Origin of the sequence: Allobosea spartocytisi (genome assembly GCF_014764685.1) — a bacterium.
GTDB classification, from domain to species: domain Bacteria; phylum Pseudomonadota; class Alphaproteobacteria; order Rhizobiales; family Beijerinckiaceae; genus Allobosea; species Allobosea spartocytisi.
This window is the reverse complement of record NZ_JACXWY010000009.1, coordinates 23,225-48,010: the sequence shown is the minus strand read 5'-3', so window position 1 is coordinate 48,010 and position 24,786 is coordinate 23,225. Positions and strand designations below refer to the sequence as shown.

Here is a 24,786-nt window from a genome sequence, read left to right as displayed (position 1 = left end):
TCGTCACCGCGAATCGGCAAGGCACTGACACCATGACCACGATGATTCAGGTCGAGAACGTCGCCAAGACCTTCACCCTGCACAACCAGGGCGGAGCGCGTCTGCCCGTCTTCGACAACGTCAATTTCCATGTCGAGGCCGGCGAGGCGCTGGTGCTGGCGGGCGCGTCCGGCGCCGGCAAGTCGAGCCTGCTGCGCATCCTCTATGGCAACTACAGGCCGACCTCCGGGACGATCCACGTCACCCATGCCGGCCGCCCGGTCGACATCGTCGCCGCCGTGCCGCGCACCGTGCTCGACATCCGCCGCCGCACGCTCGGCTTCGTCTCGCAGTTCCTGCGCGTGATCCCGCGCGTCTCGACGCTCGATATCGTGCGCGACCCGCTGCTGGCGCGCGGCGCCTCACCGGAAACCGCGACCGAGCGCGCCAAGGCCATGCTCGCCCGGCTGAACCTGCCCGAGCGGCTCTGGAACCTCGCGCCCGCCACCTTCTCCGGCGGCGAGCAGCAGCGCGTCAACATCGCCCGCTCCTTCGTCGACCCCTCGGCGATCATGCTGATCGACGAGCCGACCGCCTCGCTCGATGCCGCCAATCGCGACGTCGTCGTCGAGCTCATCGCCGAGGCTCGCGCCGCCGGCTCCGCGATCGTCGGCATTTTCCATGACGAGGCGGTTCGCGAACGCGTCGCGACGCGCTATCTCGACATCACCGCTTTCCGGAAGGCCTGACGATGCAAACCGTTCTCACCAACGCCAAACTCATTCTCGAGAACGAGGTCGTCACCGGCACCATCGCCTTCGATGCGAACGGCATCACGGCGGTCGACCAGGGCAAATCGTCCTTGCCGGGTGCCATCGATGTCGGCGGCGACTATGTAGCGCCCGGCCTCGTCGAGATGCACACCGACAACATGGAAAAGCATTTCATGCCGCGCCCGAAGGTCTTCTGGCCGAACGGGCTCGCGGCAGCGCTCGTCCATGACGCGCAGATGGCCGCGGCCGGCGTCACCACCGTCTACGACGCCGTCTGCGCCGGCACTCCCTTCTCGGCCAAGGACTACCGCAAGGACATCTTCGCCGACGTGATGAAGTCGCTCGCCTATGGCAAGCGCGAGAACGTCTTCCGCATCGACCACCGCATCCATATGCGCTGCGAACTGACGAGCCCGGACCTTCTCAAGGACATCGAGCCTTATCAGGACGACGAGCTCGTCCAGCTGGTGTCGCTGATGGACCACACGCCGGGCCAGCGCCAGTGGCGCAACCTCGAGCATCTCAAGACCTATGCCGTCGGCAACGGCAAGACGGTCGCGGAGTTCGAGGAAGACGTCGAGGTCCGGCAGCGCGAGGGCGCCGCCAACGTCGCCAAGAACTGGCAGGCGGTCGTCGACATCTTCCGCGCGCGCGGCATCCCGCTCGCCACCCATGACGACACCATTCCGGAGCATGTCGAGGAAGGCATCGCGTCGGGCGCCGTGATCTCGGAATTCCCGACCACGATCGAGGCAGCGGCCGCCGCCAAGCAGGCCGGCCTCGCCACGGTGGCGGGCGCGCCGAACGTCGTGCGCGGCGGCTCGCATTCGGGCGGCGTCTCGGTTTCGGAATTGGCCGAGAAGGGGCTGCTCGACGGCCTCTCCTCAGATTACGTGCCGGCGAGCCTGCTGCAGGCGGTCGTCAAGCTCAATGCCGGCCACGGCATCGCGCTGCCGGAAGCGATGGGCATGGTGACCTGGAAGGTCGCCGACATCCTCGGCCTCAGGGATCGCGGCCACCTCAAGACCGGCCTGCGCGCCGATCTCGTGCGCTTCAAGGTGCTCGGCGACACGCCGGTCCTCGCCGCCGTCTGGTCGCAGGGCGAGCGCGCATTTTGAGCAAGCCTCGCTACGCCGTCTACTATGCTCCGGCCGCCGACAGCGCCCTCTGGCGCTTCGGCTCGTCGGTGCTGGGCTATGACGCGCTGACGGGCGAGGATATCCCTTTCGCCGTTCCCCCGGGTTGCGACCCCGGGGAATGGCCGGCCTTGACCGAGGAGCCGCGCCGCTACGGCTTCCACGCCACGCTGAAGGCGCCCTTCGAACTGGCCGGCGGCCGGACCGAGGAACATCTGCGCGCCTTCGCCCGCAACTATGCCGCGGGCCTCGACGGCGTGCCGCTCGCGGGCTTGAACGTCAATGCGCTCGGCTCCTTCATCGCGCTGACGCCCGAGCCGAACGAGGCCTTGCAGCGTTTCGCCTTCGCGCTGGTGCAAGCTTTCGAGCCCTTTCGCGCGCCGCTGAGCGAGGCCGACCGTGCCCGGCGCCTTAAGAGCCCGATGACGCCGGCCCAGAGCGCCTATCTCGAAGCCTATGGCTATCCTTATGTCGGCGACGCCTTCCGCTTCCACATGACGCTGACCGGCTCGCTGCCGCCGGAGAAGACGGCGCCGGTGAAATCCGCGCTGAAGGACGCCTATGCCGCCGCTGTCGCCGGCCCGGTCGCGCTCGACCGCTTCGCCCTGTTCAGGCAGGACCATCGCGACGCCCGCTTCCGCCTGCTCGATTCCTACCGGTTGGGGTAGCGGTCCTTGCGTCGAAACCGCCTCGTCATTCTCGGGCGAAGCGAAGCGCAGACCCGAGAATCTCCCGCCAGAGATGTTCGGGTCGAGCCTGAGCATGGCGGCGGCGGGAGACGCGGTATTTCGAGCTCAGCCCCGCCGCGGCCCGAGCGCGCGCAGGACCGCCAGCAGTTCGGCGCTCGCCTCGGCGATGCTGCGGTCGTTCATGATGGTGACGGTCTGGGCACGCTGCGTCTTGAGCGGCGCCTCGCGCGCGAGCCGCGCCGCGATATCCGCCTCGCTCTCGCGCCCGCGCGCCGCCAGGCGCTTCGCCAGCACCGCGACCGGCGCGGTGATGTTGATCGCCAGCACCCGCTCGGCCAGCCTCTCCGCCGCGGGAATGGCCCCGCGCGAGATGTTCGCGATGACGACGTCGCCCTTTGCGAGCCCCGCAAGCTCGGCTGCCGGAATGCCGTAGCTCAAGCCATGGGCGCGCCAGCTCAAGGCGAGGTCGCCCTTCGCCTCGGCCGCCGCGAAGGCGGCCTCGTCGCAGGAATCATGGTCCTCGGCACCGGCCATGGCGGGGCGGGTGATCAATCGCCGCGCGAAATGGAAGGCCTCGTCCCCGGCGAGCTCGGCCCGCGCCGCATCCATCAGCGTGTCCTTGCCGGCCCCCGAAGGCCCGACGACCAGAACCAGCGCTCCGGCAAGCGGAGCGGAAACAGCGACATCAGGAAAGGATAAGGACATGGCCGGAAAGAAGCTCGGACTGGAACCTGTGATCGACCCGACCGCCCAGGTCAGGCAGGCGACGCTCGGACGCTACACCGAAATCGGCGCCCGCACCGTCTTCGCCGAGTCGACGATGGGTGATTACTCCTATGTCGTGAACGACGCGAATGTCATTTACACGACGATCGGAAAATTCTGCTCGATCGCCGCAATGACGCGGATCAATCCCGGCAACCATCCGATGCACCGGGCGAGCCAGTCGCACTTCACCTATCGCGCTTCCGCCTATTTCGAGGATGCGCAGGACGATGCCGCCTTCTTCGACTGGCGCCGGGCGCATGCCGTCACCATCGGCCACGATGTCTGGATCGGCCATGGCGCGATCGTGCTCGCCGGCCGCAGCATCGGCACCGGCGCGGTCGTCGCCGGCGGCGCCGTCGTCACCAAGGATGTGCCGGCCTACACCATCGTCGCCGGCAATCCGGCCCGCCCGATCCGGCGGCGCTTTTCCGAGGATGTCGCCGAGCGGCTGCAGGAGCTGGCCTGGTGGGACTGGGAGCATGCCCGCCTGCGCGTGGCGCTGGACGACTTCCGCCATCTGCCCGTCGAGGCGTTCCTGGAGAAGCATGGCGGCTGATCCCGGCCGTCATTGCGAGCGCAGCGAAGCCATGCAGGGGACGGTAGCGCACGACGATACCGGATCGCTTCGCAGCGTGGCTCCGAGGGCCTGCCTTCGGCAAGACCCGTTCAGCTCTTCAACCGCCAGACCGAGCTGCGCTTGATCTCGGCATCTTCCAGCGCGCGCGTCACCGGCACCTCGTAGCTGGCGATGGACTCGAGCCGGTCTTTCGGCAGATAGGAGCGGCCGGGATCGCCGATCAGCACCGTCGCCCCCCGCTGCACCAGCGCGCCGAGCCAGCCGATCACGGCTTCCGCCATGGCGCGCTCATAGCAGACGTCGCCGGCGCAGATCACCTCCCAGCCCTCGTCATGGGCGATCAGATCTTCGAGCCGTGCCGTCACCGCGACGCCGTTCGCCTGCGCATTGAGACCAATCGCAGTCGCCGCGAAGGCGTCGATGTCGCAGGCTTCGACGCTGGCCGCGCCCGCCTTCATCGCCGCGATGGCGACGAGCCCCGAGCCCGAGGCGAAATCGAGCATGCGCCGGCCGGCGACGATCTCCCGATGGTCGAGCAGATAGCGCGCCAGCGCCTGCCCGCCGGCCCAGGCGAAGGCCCAGAACGGCGGCGGCAGGCCGATCACGGCGAGCTCATCCTCGGTCTTCTGCCAGAGTTCGGTCGCTTCCTCGGCGACATGCAGCGCGATCTCCGGCGCATAGGGCACCGGCAGGAGCCGCGTATGGGCACGGATGAAGGCGGTGCGATCCGGCTCGCTCGCCAGCGCGTTCATGCCGCCACATCCGTCGTGGGCTGCACCAGCAGGCCGCGATAGAGCGCCTTCACCGCATTCATCACGTCGCGCTCGGTATGGCCGTCGAGCAGGCGCGCGCGCGCATTGGCGCCCATCCGCTCCGCCACCCCCGGCGCCCGGGCGAAGACGAGAAGCGCCTTGGCCAGCGCTGCGGCATCGTCCGGCGGCACGACCATGCCGTCCCGCCCCTCGCGCACGAAGCTGCGGCAGCCCGGCACGTCGGTCGTCAGGATCGGGCGGCCGCAGGCGGCGGCCTCCAGGATGGTGCGCGGCAGGCCCTCGCCGCCGCGCGACGGCATGATGCAGAGATGATGCGCCTTCCAGACGCCTTCGATGTCGCGCGTCGGCCCGGCCCAGACGATGCCCGGCCGCGCCGTCCATTCCTTCAGCGTCGCCTCGGGGATCGCCTTCGGGTTCGAGGGGTCGGGCGCGCCATGGATGGTAAGCGTGACCTTCACCCCCTCCGCCCGCGCCAGCCTGATCGCCTCGACCGCGAGATCGACGCCCTTCGACCACAGCATCCGGGCCACGATCGCGACCTTGAAGGGCGGCGTCGCCGGCATCGGCGACGGCATCAGGATCAGCGGATCGACGCCGGCCCCGCCGACGATCGCGACCTTGGCGGCATCCTGCGGATCAAGCCCGAGCGTGACGGGGTCGTCCGGATTCTCGAACAGGAAGCGCACCTGCCTGCCGTCGATCGCGCCGCGCAGCCAGCTCACCGCGGCAAACCGCGCCAGCGCCGCGAGCAGGCCCTGCTTCGCGCCGAGGAAGCCGAGCCCGGTCAGCGCATAGACGCGTCGCTCGATGCCGGCGAGCTTGCCGGCAAGGCCGGCCAGCGCGATCGGCTTCAATGCAATGCAGTGCAGGATGTCCGGCTTCTCGGCCGCGATGATCCGCTTCAGCGCCGTGACCTGCCTGAACAGCGCGCGCGGATCGAGGCTGCGCCGCTCCGCTTCCAGCGCGATCAATCGCGCCCCTGCCGCCTCGATCACGCGCCGGTGGTTGCGCTCGCGGGCGATGACCGCGACGTCGAGGCCCATCTCGCGCGCCGCTCGCGCCATCGGCAGGAAATGCGAGGCGAAGAACCAGTCCTCGGTGGCAACGAAAAGAAGTTTCGGGCGCGGCATCGCGCCATCAGGCCGATGCGGCGGCCAAGGTCAAGAGCGCGGGCCGCTCAGGGCCTCGCGGTCGCGACCGGCAGAACCCGCGCCACGGCCGCCTCGGCATCGATCCGGCCGGCGCCGAAGAGGGGGTCGCGCCCCTTCGCGCCGAGGTCGACGGCGCTGTCGGCAAGGATCTTGCGGGCGCTGGCGAGGTCGAGATCGGGCTGCTTCTCGACCAGCAGAGCGACGAGCCCGGAGACATGCGCCGTCGCGATCGAGGTGCCCGAGGAGAAGACGTAGCGCCCGCCGGGCTCCGCCGTCAGCACGTCGACGCCGGGCGCGGCCACGGCGATGTAGCCTCCGCGATTGGCATCGGGAAACAGCTTGTCGTCGGCATCGGTCGCCGTCACCGCGATGACGTTCGGGTCGGCGCCGGGATAGAGCGGGCCGGATTTCGGCCCGCCATTGCCGGCTGCGGCCACCACGATCAGCCCGCGCTCCTTCGCGCCGACCAGCGCCTGGGACAGCAGCCGGTCCTGCGGGCCGGCGAAGGAGAGATTGATGATCTTGGCCCGCTGCTGCGCCACCCAGTCGAGCGCGGTCAGGATCTGGAACGACTTGCCATTGGCCGAATTCGTCTGCGGGCCGCCGAAGGCCCGCCCGACGAGCAGCCGCGCCGCCGGCGCCATGCCTTCCAGCTCGCCATGCGCGACCATGGCCGTCGCCATCGAGGTGCCATGGGCATGCGGCGTCGCCAGCCCGTCGACCGCGTCGAGATAGCCGGCGACCGAGCCGCGCAGTTCCGGATGGTCCATGTCGACGCCGGAATCGATCAGCGCGACGCGCACGCCACGGCCCAGCGCCAGCTTATGCGCCTCGGAGAGATGCAGCTTGCCGATGACATATTGCGGCGGCAGCACCCGGCGCATCGTCCCCGGCGCACGGGCCGCGGGCGTGGGATCGGAAAGCCGCAGCGTCGGCAGGGTCGACTGGCCGCGCGCATCGCTGGAGGCGGTGCTCGCCCCGGTCGGAAGGCCGGAGAGCGGCTTGGGCGCATCCTCCTGCAGCTCGAACAGGAAGTTCGGCTGCGCTCCGGCGATGGCGTCGTCATCGCCCATCTGCGTCAGCACGGCGCGCAGGTCGCGCCCCGCCTCGAGCCTGGCGCGGATGATCGTCACGCCCGCCAGCTCGAAGCGCTGCCGGGCGATCACCGTCGCGCCGTAGCGATGCAGCACCGTATCGGCATCGGCATTGGGCGCGAGCTCGAACAGCACCTCGTCGGGCACGAAGCGGTTCTCGTCCTGCGCCGGAACCAGGCTGCGCGCCTGGCGCGGCTGAGCCCACAGGCCGGGCGGCACCTGCATCGAGCGGCTGGGCGAGGTCGCGGACGAAGGCGGCTGGCCGCCCGGCGCCACGGCGCGCCGTGTCGTCTCGCCCTGCGGCCGGGACGGGCCGGACGACGGCGACTGGGCCAGGGCAAGCGCCGGCAAGAGGGCGAACGCGAAAAGCCCCGCGCCCGCGAGGCGTCGCAGGCGCCGGAAACGTCGCGTGGGAAGGGTCGGGAGCATGGCCTGATCCTCCTGCCTCACCCGAGGGAACCGCGGCATGCCGCCGCCGCGCCGGAAGCCTTCGTCACGGTGTCGCCGCCACGAAGCTGACGATACCACTCTCCGCCTTCATCCGCGCGGCAATCGCATCGACCTGGGCGGGCGAAAGCGAGGCGTCGCCGACCCGCACCTTGAAGAAGCCGTTGGCGCGCGGCCCATCGACCACCGAGGCATCGAAGCGCTTGAAGAAGGAGGCGATGTCGCCGGCTTTCGCATCGGGCGCGAAGCTCAGCAGCACATAGCGCTCCGAAGCCCGCGTGCCGGGGGCGGAGGCGGTCTGGAACCCGGCGCCGGCGTCGCGCAGCGCCAGCCCGCCGATGGCGACGGCCTGGATCGCGATCAGCGCGATGGCCGCAGCGCTGGCATAGGCCAGCCGGCGCGGCGGCTGGGACGCCAGCAGGCTGCCGAGCCAGCCGAGGAAGCCGCCCTTGGCACGGGTCAGAAGCGGCATCTGCCGGGGCTCGGCCTCGATGCCGGCCATCAGCGTCTCCAGGACCCGCGGCGACGGCGCGCCGAGATGCTCGTTGAGCAGCACGGTCTCGGCCATGTCGTCGCGGATGATCTCGAGCCGGGCGGCGAGCTCGGCGTCGGTCGCGAGCGCCGCCTCGATGCGGGCCTTGTCCGCCGCGGCAATGCGGCCATTGGCGTAGAAGGGCAGCAGCTCTTCGAGCTCGCGGCGCTTCGGATCGCTTGCGATGCTGTCGGTCATAACGCCACTCCTGCAGCGGCCTTGCCGCACTTCACCAATCGCTTCGTGTCACGGCCAGCCACGGTCGATGCCGGCGGCCTTGAGCATTTCGCCCAGCTTCTTGCGGGCATGGAACAGCCGGGTCTTGACCGTGTTCTCGGGGATCCCGACGATCCGCGCGACCTCCTCGACGGAAGTCTCGTGATAATAGACGAGGTCGACGACCTCGCGATGCTCGGCCGAGAGCCGTTGGAGGCAGGCGCGGATGGCGAGACCCTTGTCCTGCTTCTGCAGGACGACCTCGGGGCCGTCGGATTCGTCCTCGATCGTGTTGGCGTAATCCTCGTCGAGCTCGGCGTCGCGGCGCTTGCGCAGGAGCGACCAGGCCTTGTTGCGGGCAATGGCGAGCAGCCAGGTCGCGACCGAGGCGCGAGCCTCGAAGCGATCCGCCTGTCGCCAGAGATCCATGAACACGTCACTGATCACATCCTCGGCAAGCGTCTCGTCGCGGACGAGCCGCAGCACGAAACGGTAGACCCGCACCTGATGCCGCGAAAACAGCACCTTCATTGCGAGCCGGTCGCCGGAAGCGATCCGCTTGACGAGATCCTCGTCCGATTCCGTATGCATTGCCCCTCGAAGGCCAGGCATCCCGGCTCGCATCCATTCGTCGCGGCGAGCGGGAGGAAGGTTCAAAACGCCAGCAGATTAATCCGCACGGCCGGTTTTGCCGATAGCACGCCGAACGGCTTCGGTCACCTTTTGGCCATGATCGCAGAGGGAATGCGGGGCGGCCTTCGGACGAGGTAACGCAGACATGAAAAGGGGCGCCCGCGGCGCCCCAGATCCTCTCGCTCGCTCCATGTCCCGTCGGGACATGTGCGGCGACCTGCTCGATGTCTCAGCGGCGCTTGCCGGCCGAGCGCATCTGCATGTACTGCACGGCTTCGAGCAGCACCTTGCGGGGACGCTCTGCATCGCGCTTGGCCTGCTCCGCCTTGCGGGCGGCCTCGCGGGCGATTTCCTGCTGGCGCTTCTCTTCCGCGATGCGCTCGCGCTCGATCGCCTCCAGCCGCTCCTTCTCGGCGCGAAGCCTGGCCTTCTCCGCCTCGCGCTCGGCGCGGGCCTGCGCGATGGCTTCCCGCTCTTCGCGTCGCTGCATCATGACCGGGTCATCGGCCTTTGGCCGCGCCTTGAAACGCTCGAGGAGCGCCTGCTTGGCTTTGGCGGAGTTGGCCTGACGGTCAGTGAAGCTGCGGTCGTTCGGGTTCTTCAAGGGTGGTCTTCTCTCGGGTTGTCACGGGCTATCTGCAGCCTGCGCGGGCGCAATAATCCAGATTGCGGTGAATTGGTATCGAAATCAGCGCGGAGCGGGTGCGCTTCCAGCGCGGACCGGACGCGGTTTGGGCTTCGGCGCGGCGATCAGACCCTCGCGCTGGGCCTGCTTGCGGGCGAGCTTGCGGGCGCGGCGGATGGCGTCGGCCTTCTCGCGCACGCGCCGCTCGGAGGGCTTCTCGTAAGCGGAACGGCGCTTCATCTCGCGGAAAACGCCCTCGCGCTGCATCTTCTTCTTCAGTACGCGCAGGGCCTGATCGACATTGTTGTCCCGGACGAGAACTTGCATTGCGGCCTCCTGTTGGGAATGGACGCGATGTGCCGTCGCGAAAGGCGGCGGCCAGAAGCAGTCCGGAGTGACGGAAAAGTCGCAGAGGCGCTGAAAACGCGGCGAGTGCAACCGAAGCGAGCCCCGATATGGGTGCGCTGGCCCTCATTGTCAACTTCGGCGGCCGCCGATGCGTCCCTCGCCTGCCCGTCCTCACGGCGCCAACGCTTTACATCCGCGCGGTTTTCCCCAAACAGGCATGAACGTCGCCGCAATCGGTTCCGCACCCGTGAACACGCCCACTCTCGCCCAATTTCGCCGCATCGTCGTGAAGGTCGGCTCCAGCCTGCTGGTCGACCGGAGCCGCGGCCGGCTGCGCCATGCCTGGCTGGCCGCGCTCGCCGAGGACCTCGCCGATCTCCACCAGCGCGGCGCCGACATCCTCGTCGTCTCCTCCGGCGCGATCGCGCTCGGCCGCACCGTGCTCGGCCTGCCCTCCGGCCCCTTGCGGCTGGAGGAGAGCCAGGCGGCGGCGGCAGTCGGGCAGATCGCCCTCGCCCGCAATTGGGCCGAGGCGCTCGGCGCCCATGGCCTGACCGCCGGTCAGATCCTGCTGACGCTGGCCGACACCGAGCAGCGCCGCCGCTATCTCAACGCGCGCGCGACGCTCGGGCGCCTGCTCGACCTGCGCGCCATTCCCGTCATCAACGAGAACGACACCGTCGCCACCACCGAGATCCGCTACGGCGACAATGACCGGCTCGCGGCGCGGGTCGCGACCATGGCCGGCGCCGACCTGCTCGTGCTGTTCTCCGACATCGACGGGCTCTACACCGCCCCGCCCGCCAAGGACCCCGAGGCGCGGCACATCCCAGTGGTCGAGCGCATCACGCCCGAGATCGACGCCATGGCCGGCGGCGCGGCATCCGAGCTCTCGCGCGGCGGCATGCGCACCAAGATCGAGGCCGGCAAGATCGCAGCCGCTGGCGGCACGCATATGCTGATCGCCGACGGGCGGGCCAAGAATCCGCTCGCCGCCATCGCCGCCGGGGGGCGCTGCACCTGGTTCCTGACCGCCTCCACGCCCGCGACCGCGCGCAAGACCTGGATCGCCGGCTCGCTCGAGCCGCGCGGCACGCTGCATGTCGATGCCGGCGCAGCCCGGGCTCTGCGCGGCGGGGCGAGCCTGCTGCCGGTCGGCGTCAGCCGCATCGAGGGCGAATTCTCGCGCGGCGACGCCGTGCTGATCCGCGACCCTGCCGGCCAGGTGCTCGGCCGCGGCCTCGTCGCCTATGATGCGTCGGAAGCCGCGCTCGTGCTCGGCAAGGCCTCGCGCGACATCGAGACGGTGCTGGGCTATCCCGGTCGGGCCGAGATGATCCACCGGGACGACATGGCGCTCGGTCTGAGCTAAATACAAAGCCGGATGCGTATTTTGGGCGGGACAGGATGACGAGCGACAGCGCGCTGCGCATCATCGCGACGAGCGAGGCCGACAGGCAAGTCGGCCAAGTCGTACAGCAAGTCATGCAGGAGGTCGGGCGGCGCGCCCGCGCCGCCGCGCGCAAGGTCGCGCTCAGCTCCGCCGACCGGCGCAACGCCGCCCTCCTCGGCATGGCCGAGGCGCTGCGCGCCCGCAGCGCCCGCATCCTGGCCGCCAATGCGCAGGACCTGGCCGACGGCAAGGCGGCCGGCCTGAGCGCCAGCTTCATGGATCGCCTCGCCCTCGACGAGAAGCGGCTCGCAGCCATCGCCGACGCCGTCGCCGAGGTCGCCGGGCTGGCCGATCCGCTCGGCCGCGTGCTGGCGGAATGGACGCAGCCGAACGGCCTGCGCTTCGAGCGCGTCGCGACCCCGCTCGGCGTCATCGCCGTGATCTTCGAGAGCCGCCCCAACGTCACCGCCGATGCGGGCGCGCTCTGCCTGAAGAGCGGCAATGCCGCGATCCTGCGCGCCGGCTCCGATTCCTTCCGCTCCTCCACCGAGATCGCCGCCGCCATGCGCGAAGGGCTGGAGGCGACCGGCCTGCCCGCCGACGCCATCCAGCTCGTGCCGACGCGCGACCGCGCCGCCGTCGGCGAAATCCTCTCGGGGCTCAGCGGCACTGTCGATGTCGTCGTCCCGCGCGGGGGGAAAAGCCTCGTCGCCCGCGTGCAGAGCGAGGCGCGCGTGCCGGTCTTCGCCCATCTCGACGGCAACTGCCATGTCTATGTCCATGCCGCCGCAGACCTCGCCATGGCGCGCGACATCCTGCTCAACGCCAAATTGCGCCGCACCGGCGTCTGCGGCGCGGCCGAGACCTTGCTGGTCGACGAAGCCTGCGCCGCGACCCATCTCGCGCCGCTTGTCGCCGCCCTGCTCGATGCCGGCTGCGCGGTGCGCGGCGACGCGGCGACGCAAGGCCTCGATGCCCGCGTCACCGCCGCGACGGAGGAGGATTGGGCGACCGAGTATCTCGACCGCATCATCGCGGTGAAACGTGTCCCCGGCCTCGACGCGGCGATCGACCATATCGAGCGCTACGGCTCGCACCACACCGACGCCATCGTCACGGCCGATGCGGAGGCGGCCGCCCGCTTCCTCGCCGAGGTCGATTCCGCCATCGTAATCCACAACGCCTCGACCCAATTCGCCGATGGCGGCGAATTCGGCTTCGGCGCCGAGATCGGCATCGCGACGGGGCGGATGCATGCGCGCGGACCGGTTGGCGTCGAGCAGCTCTGCTCCTTCAAATACCGCGTCCATGGCTGCGGCCAGACCCGGCCTTGACGCAAGCGCTCTCGTGACATCCCAGCCGATCGCCACAATGGAACATCTGCGGCTGCCGCCCTTCGCGCCGGGCCTGCGCATCGGCCTGTTCGGCGGCACCTTCAACCCCGCCCATGACGGCCATCGCATGGCCAGCGTGACAGCGCTGCAGCGGCTCCAGCTCGACCGGATCTGGTGGCTCGTCACCCCCGGCAACCCGCTGAAGAACAACAGCAACCTCCCCTCGCTGGCCGAGCGCATCCGCTTCGGCCGCAAGCTCGCCGACCATGCCCGCATCCATGTCACCGGCATCGAGGCACGGCTGCGCACCCGCTACACCGCCGACACGCTGCGCGCCCTGAAGCGGCGCTGCCCCGGCGTCCGCTTCGTCTGGATCATGGGCTCCGACAATCTCGCCAGCTTCCACCGCTGGAACGAGTGGCGCGCCATCGCCCGGATGATGCCGATCGCCGTGGTCGACCGGCCGGGCTCGACCCACAGCGCCATCGCCTCGCCGGCCGCCAACTGGATGTCGCGCTGGCGCATTCCCGAAAGCGAGGGCGCGGCGCTGGCACGGATACACCCGCCCGCTTGGGTGTTCCTGCATGGCCGCCGTTCGGACCTGTCCTCGACCAAGCTGCGCCGACAGGCCGGACGCGATTGAACTCCGGACCTATCCGGCTTATTTTACCTGCGTCGCGCCGAGAGCGCGTCGAGATCGAGAGGATACGTCACTGAACCGTCAAACCCTTGGTGAAGCCGAGCCGAAGCCGCTTCCCCAGGCTGCTGTTGCGGACAACCCCTCCGCCGATAGCATCGCCCTTGCGCAACGTGTCCTCGAAGACATGAAGGCCGAGGACATCACGGTGATCGACCTCGTTGGTAAGACGTCGCTGGCCGACGCGATGATTATCGCCTCGGGCAACGTCAATCGCCATGTCGCCGCCATCAGCGAGGCCCTGATCGAAGCCCTCAAGGGCTCCGGACTGCCCACGCCGAAGGTCGAGGGCATGCCGGCTTGCGACTGGGTGCTGATCGATACCGGCGATATCATCGTCCATGTCTTCCGGCCGGAAGTGCGCCAGTTCTACAATCTCGAGAAGATGTGGGGCACCGATCGCCCGAACGAACGTCTCGTGAGCTGATCGCAGCATAGGGTCGAAACCCTCATGCGGCTCGCGCTTATTGCGGTCGGCCGGCTCAAGGACGGGCCGGAACGCGAGCTCTGCGAGCGCTACCGCGAGCGCGCGGTGGCGCTCGGCCGGACCATCGGCTTCAGCGGTCCCGAGATCGTCGAATTGCCGGAAAGCCGGGGCCGCCGGCCGGAAGAGCGCAAGCGCGACGAGGGCGAGGCGATCCTCGCCAGGCTCCCGTCGCCCGGGCTGATCGTCGCGCTCGACGAGCGCGGGAAGAATCTCGGCAGCGAAGCCTTCGCCAGCCGCCTCGCTGCCGCGCGCGATGGCGGCATCGCCCATGCCAGCTTCGTCATCGGCGGCGCCGACGGCTTGAACGAGGCGATCCGCGACCGCGCCGACATCACGCTCGCCTTCGGAGCGCTCACCCTGCCGCACCAGATCGTGCGCGCGCTCGTGCTGGAGCAGGTCTACCGGGCGATGACGATCCTCGCCGGGCACCCCTATCATCGCGTATGACTCGCGCTTAGCCGATGATTCGCACCGCGCTCCCCCGTCTGGGCCTAGCTGCCGCCCTGCTCCTCGGCACGGCATCGCCGTTGCGCGCCCAGAGCGCCCCGCCCGATCCGGACGCCTTTCAGCGCGAGGCGATGCAGAAGCTCGTCGAGAAGCAGGCGCGCGAGGCCGAGCTGAAGGCCATCGAGCAGCGCCTCGACGGCAACATCGAAGTCCGCCGCAAGCTCGAAGGCGAGATCGCCGCGATCCGCGCCGACCGCGCCGCGCTCAACAAGGCCCTGCTCGACACGACGGCCCGCACCCAGGCCGGCGAAGAGAAGCTCGGCGACCTCGAGAAGCGGCTCGCTCTGTCGCAATCCAGCGAGGCGGCGATCCGCCGCTCGCTCGAGAGCCGGCGCGGGCTGATCGCCGAGGTATTGGCGGCGCTCCAGCGCATCGGCCGGCGCCCGCCGCCGGCCGTGCTGGTCAGGCCCGAGGATATTCTCGAGGCGGTCAGGGCCTCGATGCTGCTCGGCGCCGTGGTGCCGGACCTGCGGCAGGAGGTCGAGATTCTCGGCACCGACCTCGCCGAGCTGGTGCGGCTGCGCGACAACATCGCCGCGGAGAAGACCCGGATCGGCGCGGAGATGGAGCAGCTCGCGGCCGAGCGCCAGCGCCTGGCATCGCTGATCGAGGCAAGGCGCGAGCGCGAGGCCAGCGCGGCCAAGGATGTCGATGCGCAGAAGGCGCTGGGCGACCAGCTCGCCGGCCAGGCGCGTTCGATGCGCGACTTCGTCGAGAAGATCGAGAAGGAGATCTCCGTCGCGAGCAAGGCGGCGGAAGCGGCCCGCCAGGCGATCGAGCAGGAAACCCGCGAGCAGCGCGAACGCATGACCGCGCTCGCCTTCAAGGACCCGGCCCGGCTCGCCCCCAAGATCGCCTTCGCCGACGCCCGCGGCCTGCTCTCGCTGCCCGCCGCGGGTTCACGATTGCGTGGTTTTGGCGATGCGGACGGCGCCGGCGGCACCACGCGCGGGATTTCACTGGAAACCCGTTCCGGCGCCCTAGTTTCGGCGCCTTCTGACGCTTGGGTGGTTTATGCGGGTCCGTTCCGTTCCTTCGGGCAGCTCTTGATCCTGAATGCCGGCGGCGGATACTACATATTGCTGGCAGGAATGCAGCGCATCGATGTCGCCCTCAACCAGTTCGTGCTCGCCGGCGAGCCGGTTGCGGTGATGGGCGAAACATCGGAAGCTGCGGCGACGACAGTAGGAGTGGGAACCGGCCAGCCGGTCCTGTATATAGAATTCAGAAAAGACGGTGTTTCGGTCGATCCGACGCCGTGGTGGACGAAATCGCAAGGCGAAAAGGTTCGCGGATGATGCGCAAGGTTTCTCTCGTTCTCGCCGGCGCCATCATGGGCGCGGGCCTGACCGGACTGGCTACCCAGACGCGGTTGTTGAGTTCGACCAGCGCCGTCGCCGCCTCGGCCGAGGTCTATCGCAGCCTCAACCTATTCGGCGACATCTTCGAGAAGATCCGCACCGATTATGTCGACAAGCCCGACGAGCAGAAGCTGATCGAGGCCGCCATCAACGGCATGGTCTCCTCGCTCGACCCGCATTCCTCCTATCTCGACGCCAAGTCCTTCCGCGAGATGGACACCGACATGCGCGGCCAGTTCGGCGGCCTCGGCATCGAGGTGACCATGGAGGACGGCGTCCTCAAGGTCGCCAAGCCGATCAAGGACACGCCTGCCTCCAAAGCCGGCATCCTCGCCAACGACATCATCCGCCAGATCGACGGCACCGAGGTGAAGGGGCTCTCCCTCACCCAGGCGGTCGACAAGATGCGCGGCCTGATCAACACCCAGGTGACGCTGAAGGTCGAGCGCCCCGGCAAGACGGAGCCGCTGGACTTCACCCTGACCCGCCAGACCATCGTCGTTCCGGCGGTTGAGGAGCGCGTCGAGGGCGACATCGCCTATATCCGCATCGGCACCTTCTCCGAGCAGACCTATGACGGCCTGCGCAAGGCGATCGACAAGACCACCAGCGAGATCGGCGCCGACAAGCTCAAGGGCTACATCATCGACCTGCGCAACAACCGCGGCGGGCGCCTCGACCAGTCCGTGCTGGTCTCCGACGCCTTCCTCGAGCGCGGCCGCATCGTCTCGACCCGCGGCCGCAACGCCGAGGAGACGCAGGTCTTCAACGCCAAGTCGGGCGACCTCACCAAGGGCAAGCCGGTCGTCGTGCTGATCAACGGCTCGTCCGCCTCGGCGGCCGAGATCGTCGCCGGCGCCTTGCAGGACCACAAGCGCGCCACGCTGATCGGCACGCGTTCCTTCGGCAAGGGCTCGGTGCAGACCGTGATCCCGCTCGGCTCGAATGGCGGCCTGCGCCTGACCACGGCGCGCTACTACACCCCGTCGGGCAATTCGATCCAGGCCAAGGGCATCACGCCGGACATCGAGGTGCTGCAGGACATCCCGGCCGAGCTCAAGGACAAGCTCGTCGACAACAAGGGCGAAGCCGCACTCAAGGGCCATCTCAAGGCCGGCGAGGGCGAGGAACAGTCCGGCTCGAGCTCCTATGTCCCGAACGATCCCAAGAAGGACACGCAGCTCATCGCGGCGATCGACCTGCTTCACGGCGTGAAGAAGGATGCCGCCGCGCTCGCCCAGAAGCCGGCCGAGACCCCGGCCGCAACGCCCGCTCCCGCTCCGGCCGCCCCCGCGGCGCCGGCCACGCCGGAAGCGCCCAAGCCCTGACGAGCGGCCCCGAGCGCGCCTCGGGGCTCGACTGCGGGCGGCTAAGACGACAAGACTAGCGCGCGGACCACTGATTCGGGTCCGCGTCGCAATCTGTTAGGACGGCTGACCTTTGGCCGGAATGCCGCTCACGGACCTCAACCGGCCGCTCGGCCACGACAAGCCTGCGCGCGCGAACAGGCCGTGGGGGCGCTGGCTTGCGACCGCCGCGGCCGGCTTCGTCGGCACCGTGCTTCTCGGCCTCCTCCTCGTCGTCGCCCTGCGTCGCGACCCCGATGGCGGCGAACCCATGGCCGTCGCGAGCATCGAGAAGCGCGCCGCACCGCCGGTCGCCGTCTCGGCCGGCCCGGACCCCGTGACCAATCCCGGTCCGCGCGGCCCCGCCAGCGCCGCGCAGCTCGAGAGCAATGCGGGCGTCACCGTCTACCGCCCGGATTCGGACGCACCCGGCGCCATCGTCATCACCGTTCCCGACGACGCCGGCCCGATCAAGCTCGCCCCCGCCCCCGATAACCGCCTCGTCGAGCGCACGCGCTACGGCCTGCTGCCGAAGACCGCACCGGACGGCGCCACCCCGGCGCAGATATACGCCCGCCCGCTCGGCCCGGCCCCCGCGACCAAGCCGGCCGGACGGGTGGCGCTGATCGTCGGCGGCCTCGGCATCAGCCAGAGCGGCACGTCGGATGCGATCACGCGGCTGCCGCCGCAGGTCTCGCTCGCCTTCGCGCCCTATGGCACCGAGCTGGAGCGCACCGTCCAGCGTGCCCGCGGCGAGGGGCACGAGGTCCTGCTCCAGCTCCCGATGGAGCCCTTCGACTATCCCGACAACGATCCCGGCCCGCATACGCTGCTGACCGGCCCGAAGGCCTCCGACAATCTCGACAAGCTGCACTGGTCGCTCGGCCGCTTCACCGGCTATGTCGGCATCATCAACTTCCTCGGCGGCCGGCTGACGGCGGATGAAGGCGCCCTCTCGCCGATCCTGCGCGATCTCGCCGGGCGCGGGCTCCTGGTCGTCGATGACGGCTCCTCGGCGCGCAGCCAGCTCGCGCCGGCAGCCAGCCGCGCCCAGATCCCGGCGCTCAGGATCGACCGGACCATCGACACGGTGGCGCGCGCCGACGCCATCGACAAGGAGCTCGCCAATCTGGAAGCGATGGCGCGCGACCAGGGCATCGTCGTCGCGGCGGCGAGCGCCCTGCCCGTCTCGATCGAGCGGATCGCGCAATGGGCGCAATCCCTCGAAGCCAAGAAGATCGCGATCGTGCCGGTGAGCGCCGCGCGGGGTTTCCGCAACCCCAAGAGCACAGGCTCGCTCGGCCCAGGCTCGCGCCCCGCAGGCTCTCTCCCGACCGGATCTCCGCGATGACCGACGCCGCCCCCGAAGGCTACCGCCCCTGCGTGGGTCTCGCCCTGTTCAATGCCGAAGGCCTCGTCTTCATCGGCCGGCGCGCCGACAAGACCAAGCGCGAGCATGTCGCCCCCGGCCATGCCTGGCAGATGCCGCAAGGCGGCATCGACAAGGGCGAGACGCCGCTGGAAGCCGCCCGGCGCGAATTGCAGGAGGAGACCAACATCACCTCCGTCGAGCTCCTGGCCGAGGCGCCGGGCTGGCTGAGCTACGATCTGCCGGTCGATATCGGCCAGGAGGCCTGGAAAGGCCGCTGGCGCGGCCAGGCGCAGCGCTGGTTCGCCTTCCGCTTCACCGGCTCCGACAGCGAAATCGACATCCTCACGCCCGCCGGCGGCCACAAGGCCGAGTTCGACGCCTGGCGCTGGGCCCCGCTTGCCGAGACGCCGGAGCTGATCATCCCATTCAAGCAGGGCGTCTACCGTCAGGTCGTCCGCCATTTCGCCCCCTTCGCGAAGGCCGGAACCGCAACCGCCTGATCGCCCGGCCGCTGCCCCGCATCTTCGAACTGTTCCAATTTTCCATATGGAACAAAGAGTTGAGCGGAATTCCCGGCGCGCCTAGATTGCCCGGATCCGGCGCTGCCGTGATGCGTGCCCTTCCGGAGACGACATGATGACCGAACGTTTCAGCGAGACCTTGCGGCAGGCGAGCGAGCCGCTCTGGTCGCAGGCGACGGAGCATCGCTTCGTACGCGAGCTGCTCTCCGGAACGGTCCCCGACGCCGTGATGGCGCGCTACCTGATCCAGGATCACCGCTTTCTCGACGCCTTCCTCACCTTGCTCGGCGCGGCCGTCGCCACCACCGACAGCTTCGAGGCGCGGCTGCGCTTCGGCCGTTTCATCGGCATGGTCTCAGGCGAGGAGAACACCTATTTCCTGCGCGCCTTCGAGGCGCTCGGCGTGACCGCCGCCGAGCGCGAGCAGCGCCCGGACACGCAGGCCACGGCCGGCTTCAAGGCGATCATGCGGGACGCCGCCGCGACCCGCTCCTACGCCGCCGCCCTGGCCGTCCTGAACGTGGCGGAGTGGCTCTATCTCGACTGGGCGACGAAGGCGACGGCGCCGCTGCCGCAAAACTTCGTCCATGCCGAATGGATCACCCTGCACGACAATCCCGACTTCCGCGATTTCGTCGCCTTCCTGCGCGCCGAACTCGACCGCGTCGGCCCGGCCGAGGCGGCGTTGAGCCGCGATTTCTTCCTGCGCTCGGTCGCGCTTGAGCTGGCCTTTTTCGACTCCGCCTATGAGCACTGAGATGGATCTCTTCGCGCGATTGAAGGCCGCAGCCAGCAGCGACTGGCAATCTTACGTCGATCACGACTTCGTCCGCCGGATGGGCGCAGGCACCCTGCCGCAGGAGGCCTTCCGCGACTACCTCGTCCAGGATTATCTCTTCCTGATCCAGTTCGCGCGCGCCTATGCGCTGGCGATCTACAAGGGCCGCAGCCTCGCCGATATGCGCGCCGCCAAGGCGGGCCTCGACGCCATCCTCGATGTCGAGATGGATCTGCATGTCCGGCTCTGCGGGCGCTGGGGCCTCTCGCCCGAGGCGATCGAAGCCGCGCCGGAGCATCAGGCCACCATCGCCTATACCCGCTTCGTGCTCGATTGCGGCATGGCGGGCGACCTGCTCGACCTGCATGTCGCGCTTGCCCCTTGCGTCATCGGCTATGCCGAGATCGGCCGCAATCTGGCACCGGACGGCGCCGGGGCGCTTGCCAACCATCCCTATCGCGACTGGATCGGCGAATATGCCGGGGAGACCTATCAGCAGGTCGCCGCAGAAGCCCGCCGCCATCTCGACGATCTCGCCGCGCGCGCGATGACCGAGCGCCGCTTCGCCGAGCTCACCGCCCTCTTCGCCAAGGCCTCGCGGCTGGAGGCCGATTTCTGGCAGATGGCGCTGACCGAGACCGGAAGCTGAATCCTATCCGTGCATGGCGGAGAGGAGGCGGATGATCCAGTAGAACTGATAGACGAGGTGGGTGATGGCGATCGCGATCTGCAGGCGGCGATCCGCCCAGATGCTGCCGACGACGCAGAAGGCCAGCCCGATCGGCACCTGCAGCAGATAATCGCCGCTGAGCTGGCTCCAATGGTCGAGCCCCTTGATCAGCGTGTCGACGACGTCGAGCAGGAAGGCGACGGCGAGCAGCCCGAAGAACCAGCGCCGCCGCTTGATGAAGAAATCCTCGTAGCCGGCATATTCCGCAATCGAATCCGGGAAGAGCAGGGCCGCGAGCAGATACAGCACGACGGCATAGCCGATCAGGAACAGGAAGACGCCGAAGCTCCAGCTCGGGATCCGCGACAGCGCGAACTCCCACCACCAGAACAGTGCCAGCTCGAGCAGGATCGAGCCGACCCAGAGCATGTGCAGCAGCGAGACGCGATTGCGGCCGGGATGCTGGATGAAGCCGGCAATGCCCAGGAGCATGCGGGTGATGCCGAGGCCGATCACCATGCCCATGACGATGCGGACATGGGAGAACAGCTCTTGCGGCGCGACGGTATCCATGCCCCCTGCATAGCTTGCCGGAAACCTGACGCCTAGATCGCCGCGCGTCCTCACGGGCGCGATAACGGCGATCGATCTGCCTGGTATCGCATCGGATTGTTCCGGAAAGACGGATTCCGCCGTCCGGCCCGATGCCAGGGCCGAGCCAATTTTCAGGTGGGGACGGAAAGCAAAATGGCGTCCCGGAAGGGACTGCAACGTTTGGCCGATTCCAACGACTTAGCTTGAGGTTCGCCACCGATTGAGCATCATCTGTTCCCGTGGTTCGCCGTTAGCCAGATCCGGACAACGTCAACTTGGGAAGCGGTGCTAAGCTGCCGCTGGACCTCTGCCGCGTTCCCCATCACCACATTCGGAAAGCGCGCAGGACCAGGGCGCCGGCGATGATCCAGGCTGCGGCGACGAGCGCCGCCTGCGCATGGCGGCCGAGTAAGCGCCGCCAGCGGGGCAGGGCGGTCCGCCGCGCCCGCTCCTCGGCATTGTCGCGGCCGATCTGCTGCCAATGGCCCATCAGAACAGATCATCCTTGAAGGGCTCGATCGTCCGCGGATCGTCGTCGCCCTCTCCGGCCTTGTTGACGCGCTTGGAGACGATCCATTCGCGCAGCTCGCGAGGCGGCTGCTTGAGAAGCTCCATGCCGCCCGAACCATCGAGCCAAGCGTCGAAGTCTCGCTGCAGCAGCATGCAGGGCATGCGGTCGTGATACTGCGCGGTCCAGGCATTGGCCTCGCGCACGATCATTGTGCAGGTCGTGATCTCTTCGCCGCTCTCCGGATCACGGAAACGCTCGTAGAGCCCAGCGAAGGCCAGCAGATCGCCATCGGCCGCGGAGAAGAAGTGTGGCACCCGGTCCTTCTTCTCACCCGTCCATTCGAAGAAGCCGCTGGCAGGGATGATGCAGCGCCGGCCCTTATAGGCATGCTTGAAAGTGCCGCTGGTATCGACTGTTTCGACCTTGGCGTTGAAGGTTGAGAGCTTGAAATCTTTGAGCCCGCCCTTGTGCCAGCCGGGGATCAGCCCCCAGCGCGCCTCGCGCAGCTCGCGGCCGCTCTCGCCCTTAACGATGATATGGATCATGGTCGTGGGAGCGATATTGTAGCGCGGCTGCAGATTGCCCTTCTCCGCCGGCAGCTTGTTCGTCAGCGGCTGGCTGAAGGCGACGATCTCGTCCCAGCTATAGGCCTGCGAAAATCGTCCGCACATGACGTTACTCCTCGCCACCGACGCGTCGGCGCCGTTCGGCCGGCGCCGCCTCGGCCGGGAGCATGTCGTCCTTGCCGCCAGCGATCAAGGTCAGCCCCGACATCGCGGGCGGAAGGTCGGGCGGGCGCGTGGTGCCGAGATCTGGGCAATAGCCGCCGCAGGGCATATCGCGGAGCGCCGCTCGTCCATTTCGCTTTCGGGGACGATGGGGGCAATTCGCGATGAAGATGCCGAGGAGATACTCGATCGTCGTAGGCGCACCGAATTCCTCGACCAAGAGTGCCAGGCGCTTGTCGCGAAAGGCGCGGCAAGCCCGGCAGGCGAAGCGCACGACGATCCACGGATAGAATTCCAGCGTCGTGTGTGGCCCGGGCGGCTCGCTCACGGCTCCTTTTCGCGGGCGGGCCGAGCCCCTTGCGAGAAAACACCGCGGAGGAAGCCGCGCGAGACCGAGCGATCAGCATCGGCTAGGAGCACGATGAAGTCGTGTGCAAGCGCCCGCAGGGCTGCCGCTTCGGAGCCGTGCTCCTCCATGAGATCAGCGATCAGGCCGCTGACTTCCGCGTCTACCGACGAGTCCTCGACCCGCTGATCCGCTGGCTGAGCTGACATGTTCCTGCCCTCCAATATGAGAACATTAAGAGAACAAACAGCCTTCGGGAGTCAAGCCGTTGCTGAAAGCGCGAGAGAGAGGCGAATAGCCCCTTAAAGCAGAGACGGCTGCCGTTCCGGTCGGAACACAAGCCCAGGCGGCGTGATGATCAGCTCTCGCGCCGGCGTCGTTGCTCCTTCGTGGATCGTATAAGTGAGCTCGACCTCCTGGAGCGCGAACGCCGCGAAGGTCTCGCGGATCTCCGGCGTGTCGTTGATCGACAGCACGAAGGCGCCCTTCAGGCCGGCCAGCCGATTCGCGAGACGACGGAAGGAGGCGCGGTCGAAGACACCGGCGCCGTAATCCCCCTCGCAGCCGTGATAGGGCGGGTCGAGGTAGAACAGGACGCCGGGCGCGTCATAGCGCTCGAGGAAAGTATCGAAGGGAAGGTTCTCGATGATGACGCCGGCGAGACGCTCGGCGATATCGGCCAGAAGTGGGGCGAGTTTCGTCACGTCGAAGCGCCCGGGCAACCCCGGCGAGACACCGAAGCTGCGGCCGACAACCTTGCCGCCAAAGGCAAGGCGCTGCAGGTAGAGGAAGCGCGCCGCGCGCTCGAGATCCGTCAGCGTCGAGGGATTGACCGCGAGCAAACGCTCGAAGTCGCGGCGGCTCGTGAGCTGGAAACGCAGCATGTCCATGAGCGCCACATAGTGCCGCTGCAGGATGCGGAAGAGCGTCGCGACGTCGGCCGACACGTCATTGATGATTTCGGCCTTCGGCACAGCCGTCCTGCGCAGGAATACCCCGCCCATGCCGACGAATGGCTCGGCATAGCTATGGTGAGGGATGCGCTCGATCAGCGCGGCGATGCGTGCTGCGAGCTGCTTCTTGCCGCCGATATAGGCCGCCGGCGGATGCACCGGCAGAACGGTGCGGAAGTCATCAGGAGGCATTGAGAACAATCCGGGAACATGCAACCGTATGCCTGCGCGCCGGCGCGCACGGCGGGTTGCCTTCACGGATGTGGTCAGGCTTCGCGGGACCTTCTGCCAGGTCGGGCCCGCGGCGAATCGGCATGACGGCCGATGAGCCCCGCCGGTTCAACCGGCGGGGCGAGCCGGGATTAATCCGCTGGCGTAAAGTCGAGGAAGTAGGCCTTCCCGACCGCGAACTGCTCGATCGCGCCGGGATTGGTCACGGTCATCTTGAGCTCGCCGGAGGGGGTGTATTTCGACCAGGTCTCATTGACCTTGCCGTCGCCATAGCTGCCGAACACCGGCGCCATGGCGATCTCGGCGACGGGATCACTCCCCGGCGTCCCCATGTGGCTGATCGACTTCACAAAGAACTTGGCACGGACCGTCATCGGTCTTCTCCTTTGGTGGTTGCCGGAAGCCGCCGGCACGGATCGGCACTTGCCGAATTCAGTTGCGCCGGCCCGGGCGGGGCTTGCGCTCGACCCGCTCGATCGTGTCGCGCAGGGAATCCATCTCGCGAGCGTGTCGGTCGGTCATCTCGCCGAGGCGGGCGTTGGTCTTGATCTGCTCGTCGTGCAGATCGTCCATCCGGGCGGCCATGCGCCGGACGCCCTCGGCGATGATGCTGACTTGCGCCAGGATCGAATTCGCCAGGACAACGAGGCCGAAAGGGTCATGGCCCTGCGGCGCGATATGCCCATCCTTCTTGTTATCCTTCGCGCCACGAAGGGTCATGAAGATCGCAAGGATGATAACCACGACGCCGCCGGCGAGCTGCAGCAGCGGGAAGGGTTTTAGAATCTCAGCGCCTGCGAAATCCGCCATCTCTCACCGCCCGGTAAACGGAGATCAGCTCTCCGAGTGTCAGCATTCCTAGGAGCGGCACGAAGATCGACACCTTGCCGGATAGCAGGCTGTCGTAGACCAGCGGCAGCATGAGCATCATCCAGACGAAGGCGCCGACGAAGGAGCCGGCATAGCGCATCAGCGGCCCGTAGACGGGCAGCTTGCCATTGGCGAAGAGGGCGACCGCACGCATCGAGCCGATGCAGCCCAGCGTCACCGCCATGGCTTCCTCGCTGGCGCCGTTCTCAGCGAGCAGCCGTAGCGTCCCCCGGTCGAGCGAGTCGCCCGGCAGCGCCAGGGTGAAGGCGATCAGCAGCAGCCCCCCGGCCATGATCCACTCGAATAGGCGGTTCGAGCTGTAGGGTCCGGCCGAAGGCCGGGCGCG

General features: G+C 68.3%; 32 protein-coding genes. 15 read left to right on the top strand and 17 right to left on the bottom strand.

What is annotated here, in order from left to right; genetic code table 11:
- Positions 1 to 32 precede the first annotated feature (32 nt).
- The 3 genes from phnL to IED13_RS15695 are packed head-to-tail and all read left to right on the top strand — an operon-like array spanning position 33 to position 2,556.
- Complete coding sequence (gene phnL / locus IED13_RS15705; protein WP_133565451.1) at positions 33 to 728, top strand: phosphonate C-P lyase system protein PhnL; 696 nt, start codon at positions 33 to 35, stop codon at positions 726 to 728.
- Between the two features lie 2 nt (positions 729 to 730).
- Complete coding sequence (locus IED13_RS15700; RefSeq protein ID WP_191124717.1) at positions 731 to 1,870, top strand: alpha-D-ribose 1-methylphosphonate 5-triphosphate diphosphatase; 1,140 nt, start codon at positions 731 to 733, stop codon at positions 1,868 to 1,870.
- Positions 1,867 to 2,556: a DUF1045 domain-containing protein gene (locus IED13_RS15695; RefSeq protein WP_248312606.1), complete on the top strand. Its 690-nt coding sequence runs from the start codon at positions 1,867 to 1,869 to the stop codon at positions 2,554 to 2,556. The genes IED13_RS15700 and IED13_RS15695 overlap by 4 nt, the downstream gene beginning before the upstream one ends.
- A gap of 126 nt (positions 2,557 to 2,682) precedes the next feature.
- Here the strand turns inward: IED13_RS15695 and phnN are convergent, their stop codons facing one another.
- Complete coding sequence (gene phnN / locus IED13_RS15690) at positions 2,683 to 3,282, bottom strand: phosphonate metabolism protein/1,5-bisphosphokinase (PRPP-forming) PhnN (protein ID WP_051987983.1); 600 nt, start codon at positions 3,280 to 3,282, stop codon at positions 2,683 to 2,685.
- On the opposite strand from phnN, the gene IED13_RS15685 reads away from it, so the two are divergent.
- The gene (locus IED13_RS15685; protein WP_142023059.1) at positions 3,281 to 3,901 is read left to right on the top strand and encodes an LbetaH domain-containing protein; all 621 of its coding nucleotides are present in this window, start codon (positions 3,281 to 3,283) and stop codon (positions 3,899 to 3,901) included. The two genes, phnN and IED13_RS15685, sit on opposite strands and share 2 nt — an antisense overlap.
- Before the next feature lie 110 nt (positions 3,902 to 4,011).
- Here the strand turns inward: IED13_RS15685 and IED13_RS15680 are convergent, their stop codons facing one another.
- The 7 genes from IED13_RS15680 to rpsU form a co-directional block, all read right to left on the bottom strand.
- Positions 4,012 to 4,674 (bottom strand): class I SAM-dependent methyltransferase, encoded by a 663-nt coding sequence (locus tag IED13_RS15680; RefSeq protein WP_191124716.1) that lies wholly within the window; start codon positions 4,672 to 4,674, stop codon positions 4,012 to 4,014.
- Positions 4,671 to 5,825, bottom strand: a complete 1,155-nt coding sequence (locus tag IED13_RS15675; RefSeq protein ID WP_191124715.1) for a glycosyltransferase family 4 protein — start codon at positions 5,823 to 5,825, stop codon at positions 4,671 to 4,673. Before IED13_RS15675 ends, IED13_RS15680 begins: the two co-directional genes overlap by 4 nt.
- Positions 5,826 to 5,872: 47 nt before the next feature.
- A complete protein-coding gene (locus IED13_RS15670) occupies positions 5,873 to 7,369 on the bottom strand; it encodes a S8 family serine peptidase (RefSeq protein WP_191124714.1) in 1,497 nt (498 codons plus the stop codon).
- Positions 7,370 to 7,433: 64 nt separating this feature from the next.
- Positions 7,434 to 8,117, bottom strand: coding sequence for an anti-sigma factor family protein (locus IED13_RS15665; protein WP_133565445.1), 684 nt, complete (start codon positions 8,115 to 8,117; stop codon positions 7,434 to 7,436).
- A gap of 48 nt (positions 8,118 to 8,165) precedes the next feature.
- The gene (locus IED13_RS15660; RefSeq protein ID WP_133565444.1) at positions 8,166 to 8,726 is read right to left on the bottom strand and encodes a sigma-70 family RNA polymerase sigma factor; all 561 of its coding nucleotides are present in this window, start codon (positions 8,724 to 8,726) and stop codon (positions 8,166 to 8,168) included.
- Between the two features lie 271 nt (positions 8,727 to 8,997).
- A complete protein-coding gene (locus IED13_RS15655; protein WP_185748039.1) occupies positions 8,998 to 9,372 on the bottom strand; it encodes a DUF6481 family protein in 375 nt (124 codons plus the stop codon).
- An 84-nt stretch (positions 9,373 to 9,456) separates the two neighbouring features.
- Positions 9,457 to 9,720 carry a 30S ribosomal protein S21 gene (gene rpsU / locus IED13_RS15650; RefSeq protein ID WP_038363081.1) on the bottom strand — a complete coding sequence of 88 codons (264 nt, stop codon included), beginning with the start codon at positions 9,718 to 9,720 and terminating at the stop codon, positions 9,457 to 9,459.
- Between the two features lie 268 nt (positions 9,721 to 9,988).
- Between rpsU and proB the strand changes: the two genes are divergently transcribed.
- From proB to tenA, 11 genes are all read left to right on the top strand, one after another.
- The gene (proB, locus tag IED13_RS15645) at positions 9,989 to 11,113 is read left to right on the top strand and encodes a glutamate 5-kinase (RefSeq protein ID WP_038364123.1); all 1,125 of its coding nucleotides are present in this window, start codon (positions 9,989 to 9,991) and stop codon (positions 11,111 to 11,113) included.
- A 113-nt stretch (positions 11,114 to 11,226) separates the two neighbouring features.
- A complete protein-coding gene (locus IED13_RS15640; RefSeq protein WP_191124798.1) occupies positions 11,227 to 12,468 on the top strand; it encodes a glutamate-5-semialdehyde dehydrogenase in 1,242 nt (413 codons plus the stop codon).
- Positions 12,469 to 12,505: 37 nt separating this feature from the next.
- Entirely contained in the window at positions 12,506 to 13,111 is a 606-nt protein-coding gene (locus tag IED13_RS15635; RefSeq protein ID WP_038363075.1) for a nicotinate-nucleotide adenylyltransferase, read from the top strand.
- Entirely contained in the window at positions 13,053 to 13,592 is a 540-nt protein-coding gene (gene rsfS / locus IED13_RS29345; RefSeq protein WP_081925377.1) for a ribosome silencing factor, read from the top strand. Before IED13_RS15635 ends, rsfS begins: the two co-directional genes overlap by 59 nt.
- A gap of 24 nt (positions 13,593 to 13,616) precedes the next feature.
- Entirely contained in the window at positions 13,617 to 14,099 is a 483-nt protein-coding gene (gene rlmH, locus IED13_RS15625; RefSeq protein ID WP_191124713.1) for a 23S rRNA (pseudouridine(1915)-N(3))-methyltransferase RlmH, read from the top strand.
- Between the two features lie 14 nt (positions 14,100 to 14,113).
- Positions 14,114 to 15,457 carry a murein hydrolase activator EnvC family protein gene (locus tag IED13_RS15620; RefSeq protein WP_038363068.1) on the top strand — a complete coding sequence of 448 codons (1,344 nt, stop codon included), beginning with the start codon at positions 14,114 to 14,116 and terminating at the stop codon, positions 15,455 to 15,457.
- The gene (locus tag IED13_RS15615) at positions 15,457 to 16,848 is read left to right on the top strand and encodes a S41 family peptidase (RefSeq protein WP_112763119.1); all 1,392 of its coding nucleotides are present in this window, start codon (positions 15,457 to 15,459) and stop codon (positions 16,846 to 16,848) included. Before IED13_RS15620 ends, IED13_RS15615 begins: the two co-directional genes overlap by 1 nt.
- A gap of 121 nt (positions 16,849 to 16,969) precedes the next feature.
- Positions 16,970 to 18,217, top strand: coding sequence for a divergent polysaccharide deacetylase family protein (locus tag IED13_RS15610; RefSeq protein WP_191124712.1), 1,248 nt, complete (start codon positions 16,970 to 16,972; stop codon positions 18,215 to 18,217).
- The gene (locus IED13_RS15605) at positions 18,214 to 18,738 is read left to right on the top strand and encodes an RNA pyrophosphohydrolase (RefSeq protein ID WP_191124711.1); all 525 of its coding nucleotides are present in this window, start codon (positions 18,214 to 18,216) and stop codon (positions 18,736 to 18,738) included. The genes IED13_RS15610 and IED13_RS15605 overlap by 4 nt, the downstream gene beginning before the upstream one ends.
- 133 nt (positions 18,739 to 18,871) lie before the next feature.
- Positions 18,872 to 19,516: a TenA family protein gene (locus tag IED13_RS15600; RefSeq protein ID WP_318652265.1), complete on the top strand. Its 645-nt coding sequence runs from the start codon at positions 18,872 to 18,874 to the stop codon at positions 19,514 to 19,516.
- A 1-nt stretch (position 19,517) separates the two neighbouring features.
- Positions 19,518 to 20,186 (top strand): thiaminase II, encoded by a 669-nt coding sequence (gene tenA, locus IED13_RS15595; RefSeq protein WP_113251932.1) that lies wholly within the window; start codon positions 19,518 to 19,520, stop codon positions 20,184 to 20,186.
- Positions 20,187 to 20,189: 3 nt separating this feature from the next.
- On the opposite strand, the gene IED13_RS15590 is transcribed toward tenA, so the two are convergent.
- The 9 genes from IED13_RS15590 to IED13_RS15550 all read right to left on the bottom strand — a co-directional run bounded on the left by IED13_RS15590 (position 20,190) and on the right by IED13_RS15550 (position 24,732).
- Positions 20,190 to 20,780: a hypothetical protein gene (locus IED13_RS15590; RefSeq protein WP_248312605.1), complete on the bottom strand. Its 591-nt coding sequence runs from the start codon at positions 20,778 to 20,780 to the stop codon at positions 20,190 to 20,192.
- 343 nt (positions 20,781 to 21,123) lie between these two features.
- Positions 21,124 to 21,291 (bottom strand): hypothetical protein, encoded by a 168-nt coding sequence (locus IED13_RS15585; RefSeq protein ID WP_191124709.1) that lies wholly within the window; start codon positions 21,289 to 21,291, stop codon positions 21,124 to 21,126.
- Complete coding sequence (locus tag IED13_RS15580) at positions 21,291 to 21,983, bottom strand: SOS response-associated peptidase (protein ID WP_191124708.1); 693 nt, start codon at positions 21,981 to 21,983, stop codon at positions 21,291 to 21,293. Before IED13_RS15580 ends, IED13_RS15585 begins: the two co-directional genes overlap by 1 nt.
- Positions 21,984 to 21,987: 4 nt before the next feature.
- A complete protein-coding gene (locus IED13_RS15575) occupies positions 21,988 to 22,368 on the bottom strand; it encodes a hypothetical protein (RefSeq protein WP_191124707.1) in 381 nt (126 codons plus the stop codon).
- Positions 22,365 to 22,595 carry a hypothetical protein gene (locus IED13_RS15570; protein WP_191124706.1) on the bottom strand — a complete coding sequence of 77 codons (231 nt, stop codon included), beginning with the start codon at positions 22,593 to 22,595 and terminating at the stop codon, positions 22,365 to 22,367. The genes IED13_RS15575 and IED13_RS15570 overlap by 4 nt, the downstream gene beginning before the upstream one ends.
- Before the next feature lie 93 nt (positions 22,596 to 22,688).
- Positions 22,689 to 23,531, bottom strand: coding sequence for a DNA adenine methylase (locus IED13_RS15565; RefSeq protein WP_191124705.1), 843 nt, complete (start codon positions 23,529 to 23,531; stop codon positions 22,689 to 22,691).
- A gap of 170 nt (positions 23,532 to 23,701) precedes the next feature.
- A complete protein-coding gene (locus tag IED13_RS15560; protein WP_191124704.1) occupies positions 23,702 to 23,944 on the bottom strand; it encodes a hypothetical protein in 243 nt (80 codons plus the stop codon).
- 58 nt (positions 23,945 to 24,002) lie between these two features.
- Positions 24,003 to 24,380, bottom strand: coding sequence for a hypothetical protein (locus tag IED13_RS15555; protein WP_191124703.1), 378 nt, complete (start codon positions 24,378 to 24,380; stop codon positions 24,003 to 24,005).
- Positions 24,358 to 24,732, bottom strand: coding sequence for a hypothetical protein (locus IED13_RS15550; protein ID WP_191124702.1), 375 nt, complete (start codon positions 24,730 to 24,732; stop codon positions 24,358 to 24,360). Before IED13_RS15550 ends, IED13_RS15555 begins: the two co-directional genes overlap by 23 nt.
- Positions 24,733 to 24,786 lie beyond the last annotated feature (54 nt).

Coding starts and splice junctions, on each gene's coding strand:
- rpsU (WP_038363081.1), bottom strand. CDS start 9,720: ATGCAAGTTCTCGTCCGGGACAACAATGTCGATCAGGCCCTGCGCGTA.
- IED13_RS15665 (WP_133565445.1), bottom strand. CDS start 8,117: ATGACCGACAGCATCGCAAGCGATCCGAAGCGCCGCGAGCTCGAAGAG.
- IED13_RS15555 (WP_191124703.1), bottom strand. CDS start 24,380: ATGGCGGATTTCGCAGGCGCTGAGATTCTAAAACCCTTCCCGCTGCTG.
- IED13_RS15580 (WP_191124708.1), bottom strand. CDS start 21,983: ATGTGCGGACGATTTTCGCAGGCCTATAGCTGGGACGAGATCGTCGCC.
- rlmH (WP_191124713.1), top strand. CDS start 13,617: ATGCGGCTCGCGCTTATTGCGGTCGGCCGGCTCAAGGACGGGCCGGAA.
- IED13_RS15660 (WP_133565444.1), bottom strand. CDS start 8,726: ATGCATACGGAATCGGACGAGGATCTCGTCAAGCGGATCGCTTCCGGC.
- IED13_RS15565 (WP_191124705.1), bottom strand. CDS start 23,531: ATGCCTCCTGATGACTTCCGCACCGTTCTGCCGGTGCATCCGCCGGCG.
- IED13_RS15590 (WP_248312605.1), bottom strand. CDS start 20,780: ATGGATACCGTCGCGCCGCAAGAGCTGTTCTCCCATGTCCGCATCGTC.
- phnN (WP_051987983.1), bottom strand. CDS start 3,282: ATGTCCTTATCCTTTCCTGATGTCGCTGTTTCCGCTCCGCTTGCCGGA.
- rsfS (WP_081925377.1), top strand. CDS start 13,053: ATGGCCGCCGTTCGGACCTGTCCTCGACCAAGCTGCGCCGACAGGCCG.
- IED13_RS15670 (WP_191124714.1), bottom strand. CDS start 7,369: ATGCTCCCGACCCTTCCCACGCGACGTTTCCGGCGCCTGCGACGCCTC.
- IED13_RS15600 (WP_318652265.1), top strand. CDS start 18,872: ATGATGACCGAACGTTTCAGCGAGACCTTGCGGCAGGCGAGCGAGCCG.
- IED13_RS15570 (WP_191124706.1), bottom strand. CDS start 22,595: ATGTCAGCTCAGCCAGCGGATCAGCGGGTCGAGGACTCGTCGGTAGAC.
- IED13_RS15605 (WP_191124711.1), top strand. CDS start 18,214: ATGACCGACGCCGCCCCCGAAGGCTACCGCCCCTGCGTGGGTCTCGCC.
- IED13_RS15700 (WP_191124717.1), top strand. CDS start 731: ATGCAAACCGTTCTCACCAACGCCAAACTCATTCTCGAGAACGAGGTC.
- IED13_RS15675 (WP_191124715.1), bottom strand. CDS start 5,825: ATGCCGCGCCCGAAACTTCTTTTCGTTGCCACCGAGGACTGGTTCTTC.
- phnL (WP_133565451.1), top strand. CDS start 33: ATGACCACGATGATTCAGGTCGAGAACGTCGCCAAGACCTTCACCCTG.
- IED13_RS15585 (WP_191124709.1), bottom strand. CDS start 21,291: ATGGGCCATTGGCAGCAGATCGGCCGCGACAATGCCGAGGAGCGGGCG.
- IED13_RS15685 (WP_142023059.1), top strand. CDS start 3,281: ATGGCCGGAAAGAAGCTCGGACTGGAACCTGTGATCGACCCGACCGCC.
- IED13_RS15610 (WP_191124712.1), top strand. CDS start 16,970: ATGCCGCTCACGGACCTCAACCGGCCGCTCGGCCACGACAAGCCTGCG.
- IED13_RS15635 (WP_038363075.1), top strand. CDS start 12,506: ATGGAACATCTGCGGCTGCCGCCCTTCGCGCCGGGCCTGCGCATCGGC.
- tenA (WP_113251932.1), top strand. CDS start 19,518: ATGGATCTCTTCGCGCGATTGAAGGCCGCAGCCAGCAGCGACTGGCAA.
- IED13_RS15550 (WP_191124702.1), bottom strand. CDS start 24,732: ATGGCCGGGGGGCTGCTGCTGATCGCCTTCACCCTGGCGCTGCCGGGC.
- IED13_RS15620 (WP_038363068.1), top strand. CDS start 14,114: ATGATTCGCACCGCGCTCCCCCGTCTGGGCCTAGCTGCCGCCCTGCTC.
- IED13_RS15615 (WP_112763119.1), top strand. CDS start 15,457: ATGCGCAAGGTTTCTCTCGTTCTCGCCGGCGCCATCATGGGCGCGGGC.
- IED13_RS15640 (WP_191124798.1), top strand. CDS start 11,227: ATGCAGGAGGTCGGGCGGCGCGCCCGCGCCGCCGCGCGCAAGGTCGCG.
- IED13_RS15680 (WP_191124716.1), bottom strand. CDS start 4,674: ATGAACGCGCTGGCGAGCGAGCCGGATCGCACCGCCTTCATCCGTGCC.
- IED13_RS15560 (WP_191124704.1), bottom strand. CDS start 23,944: ATGACGGTCCGTGCCAAGTTCTTTGTGAAGTCGATCAGCCACATGGGG.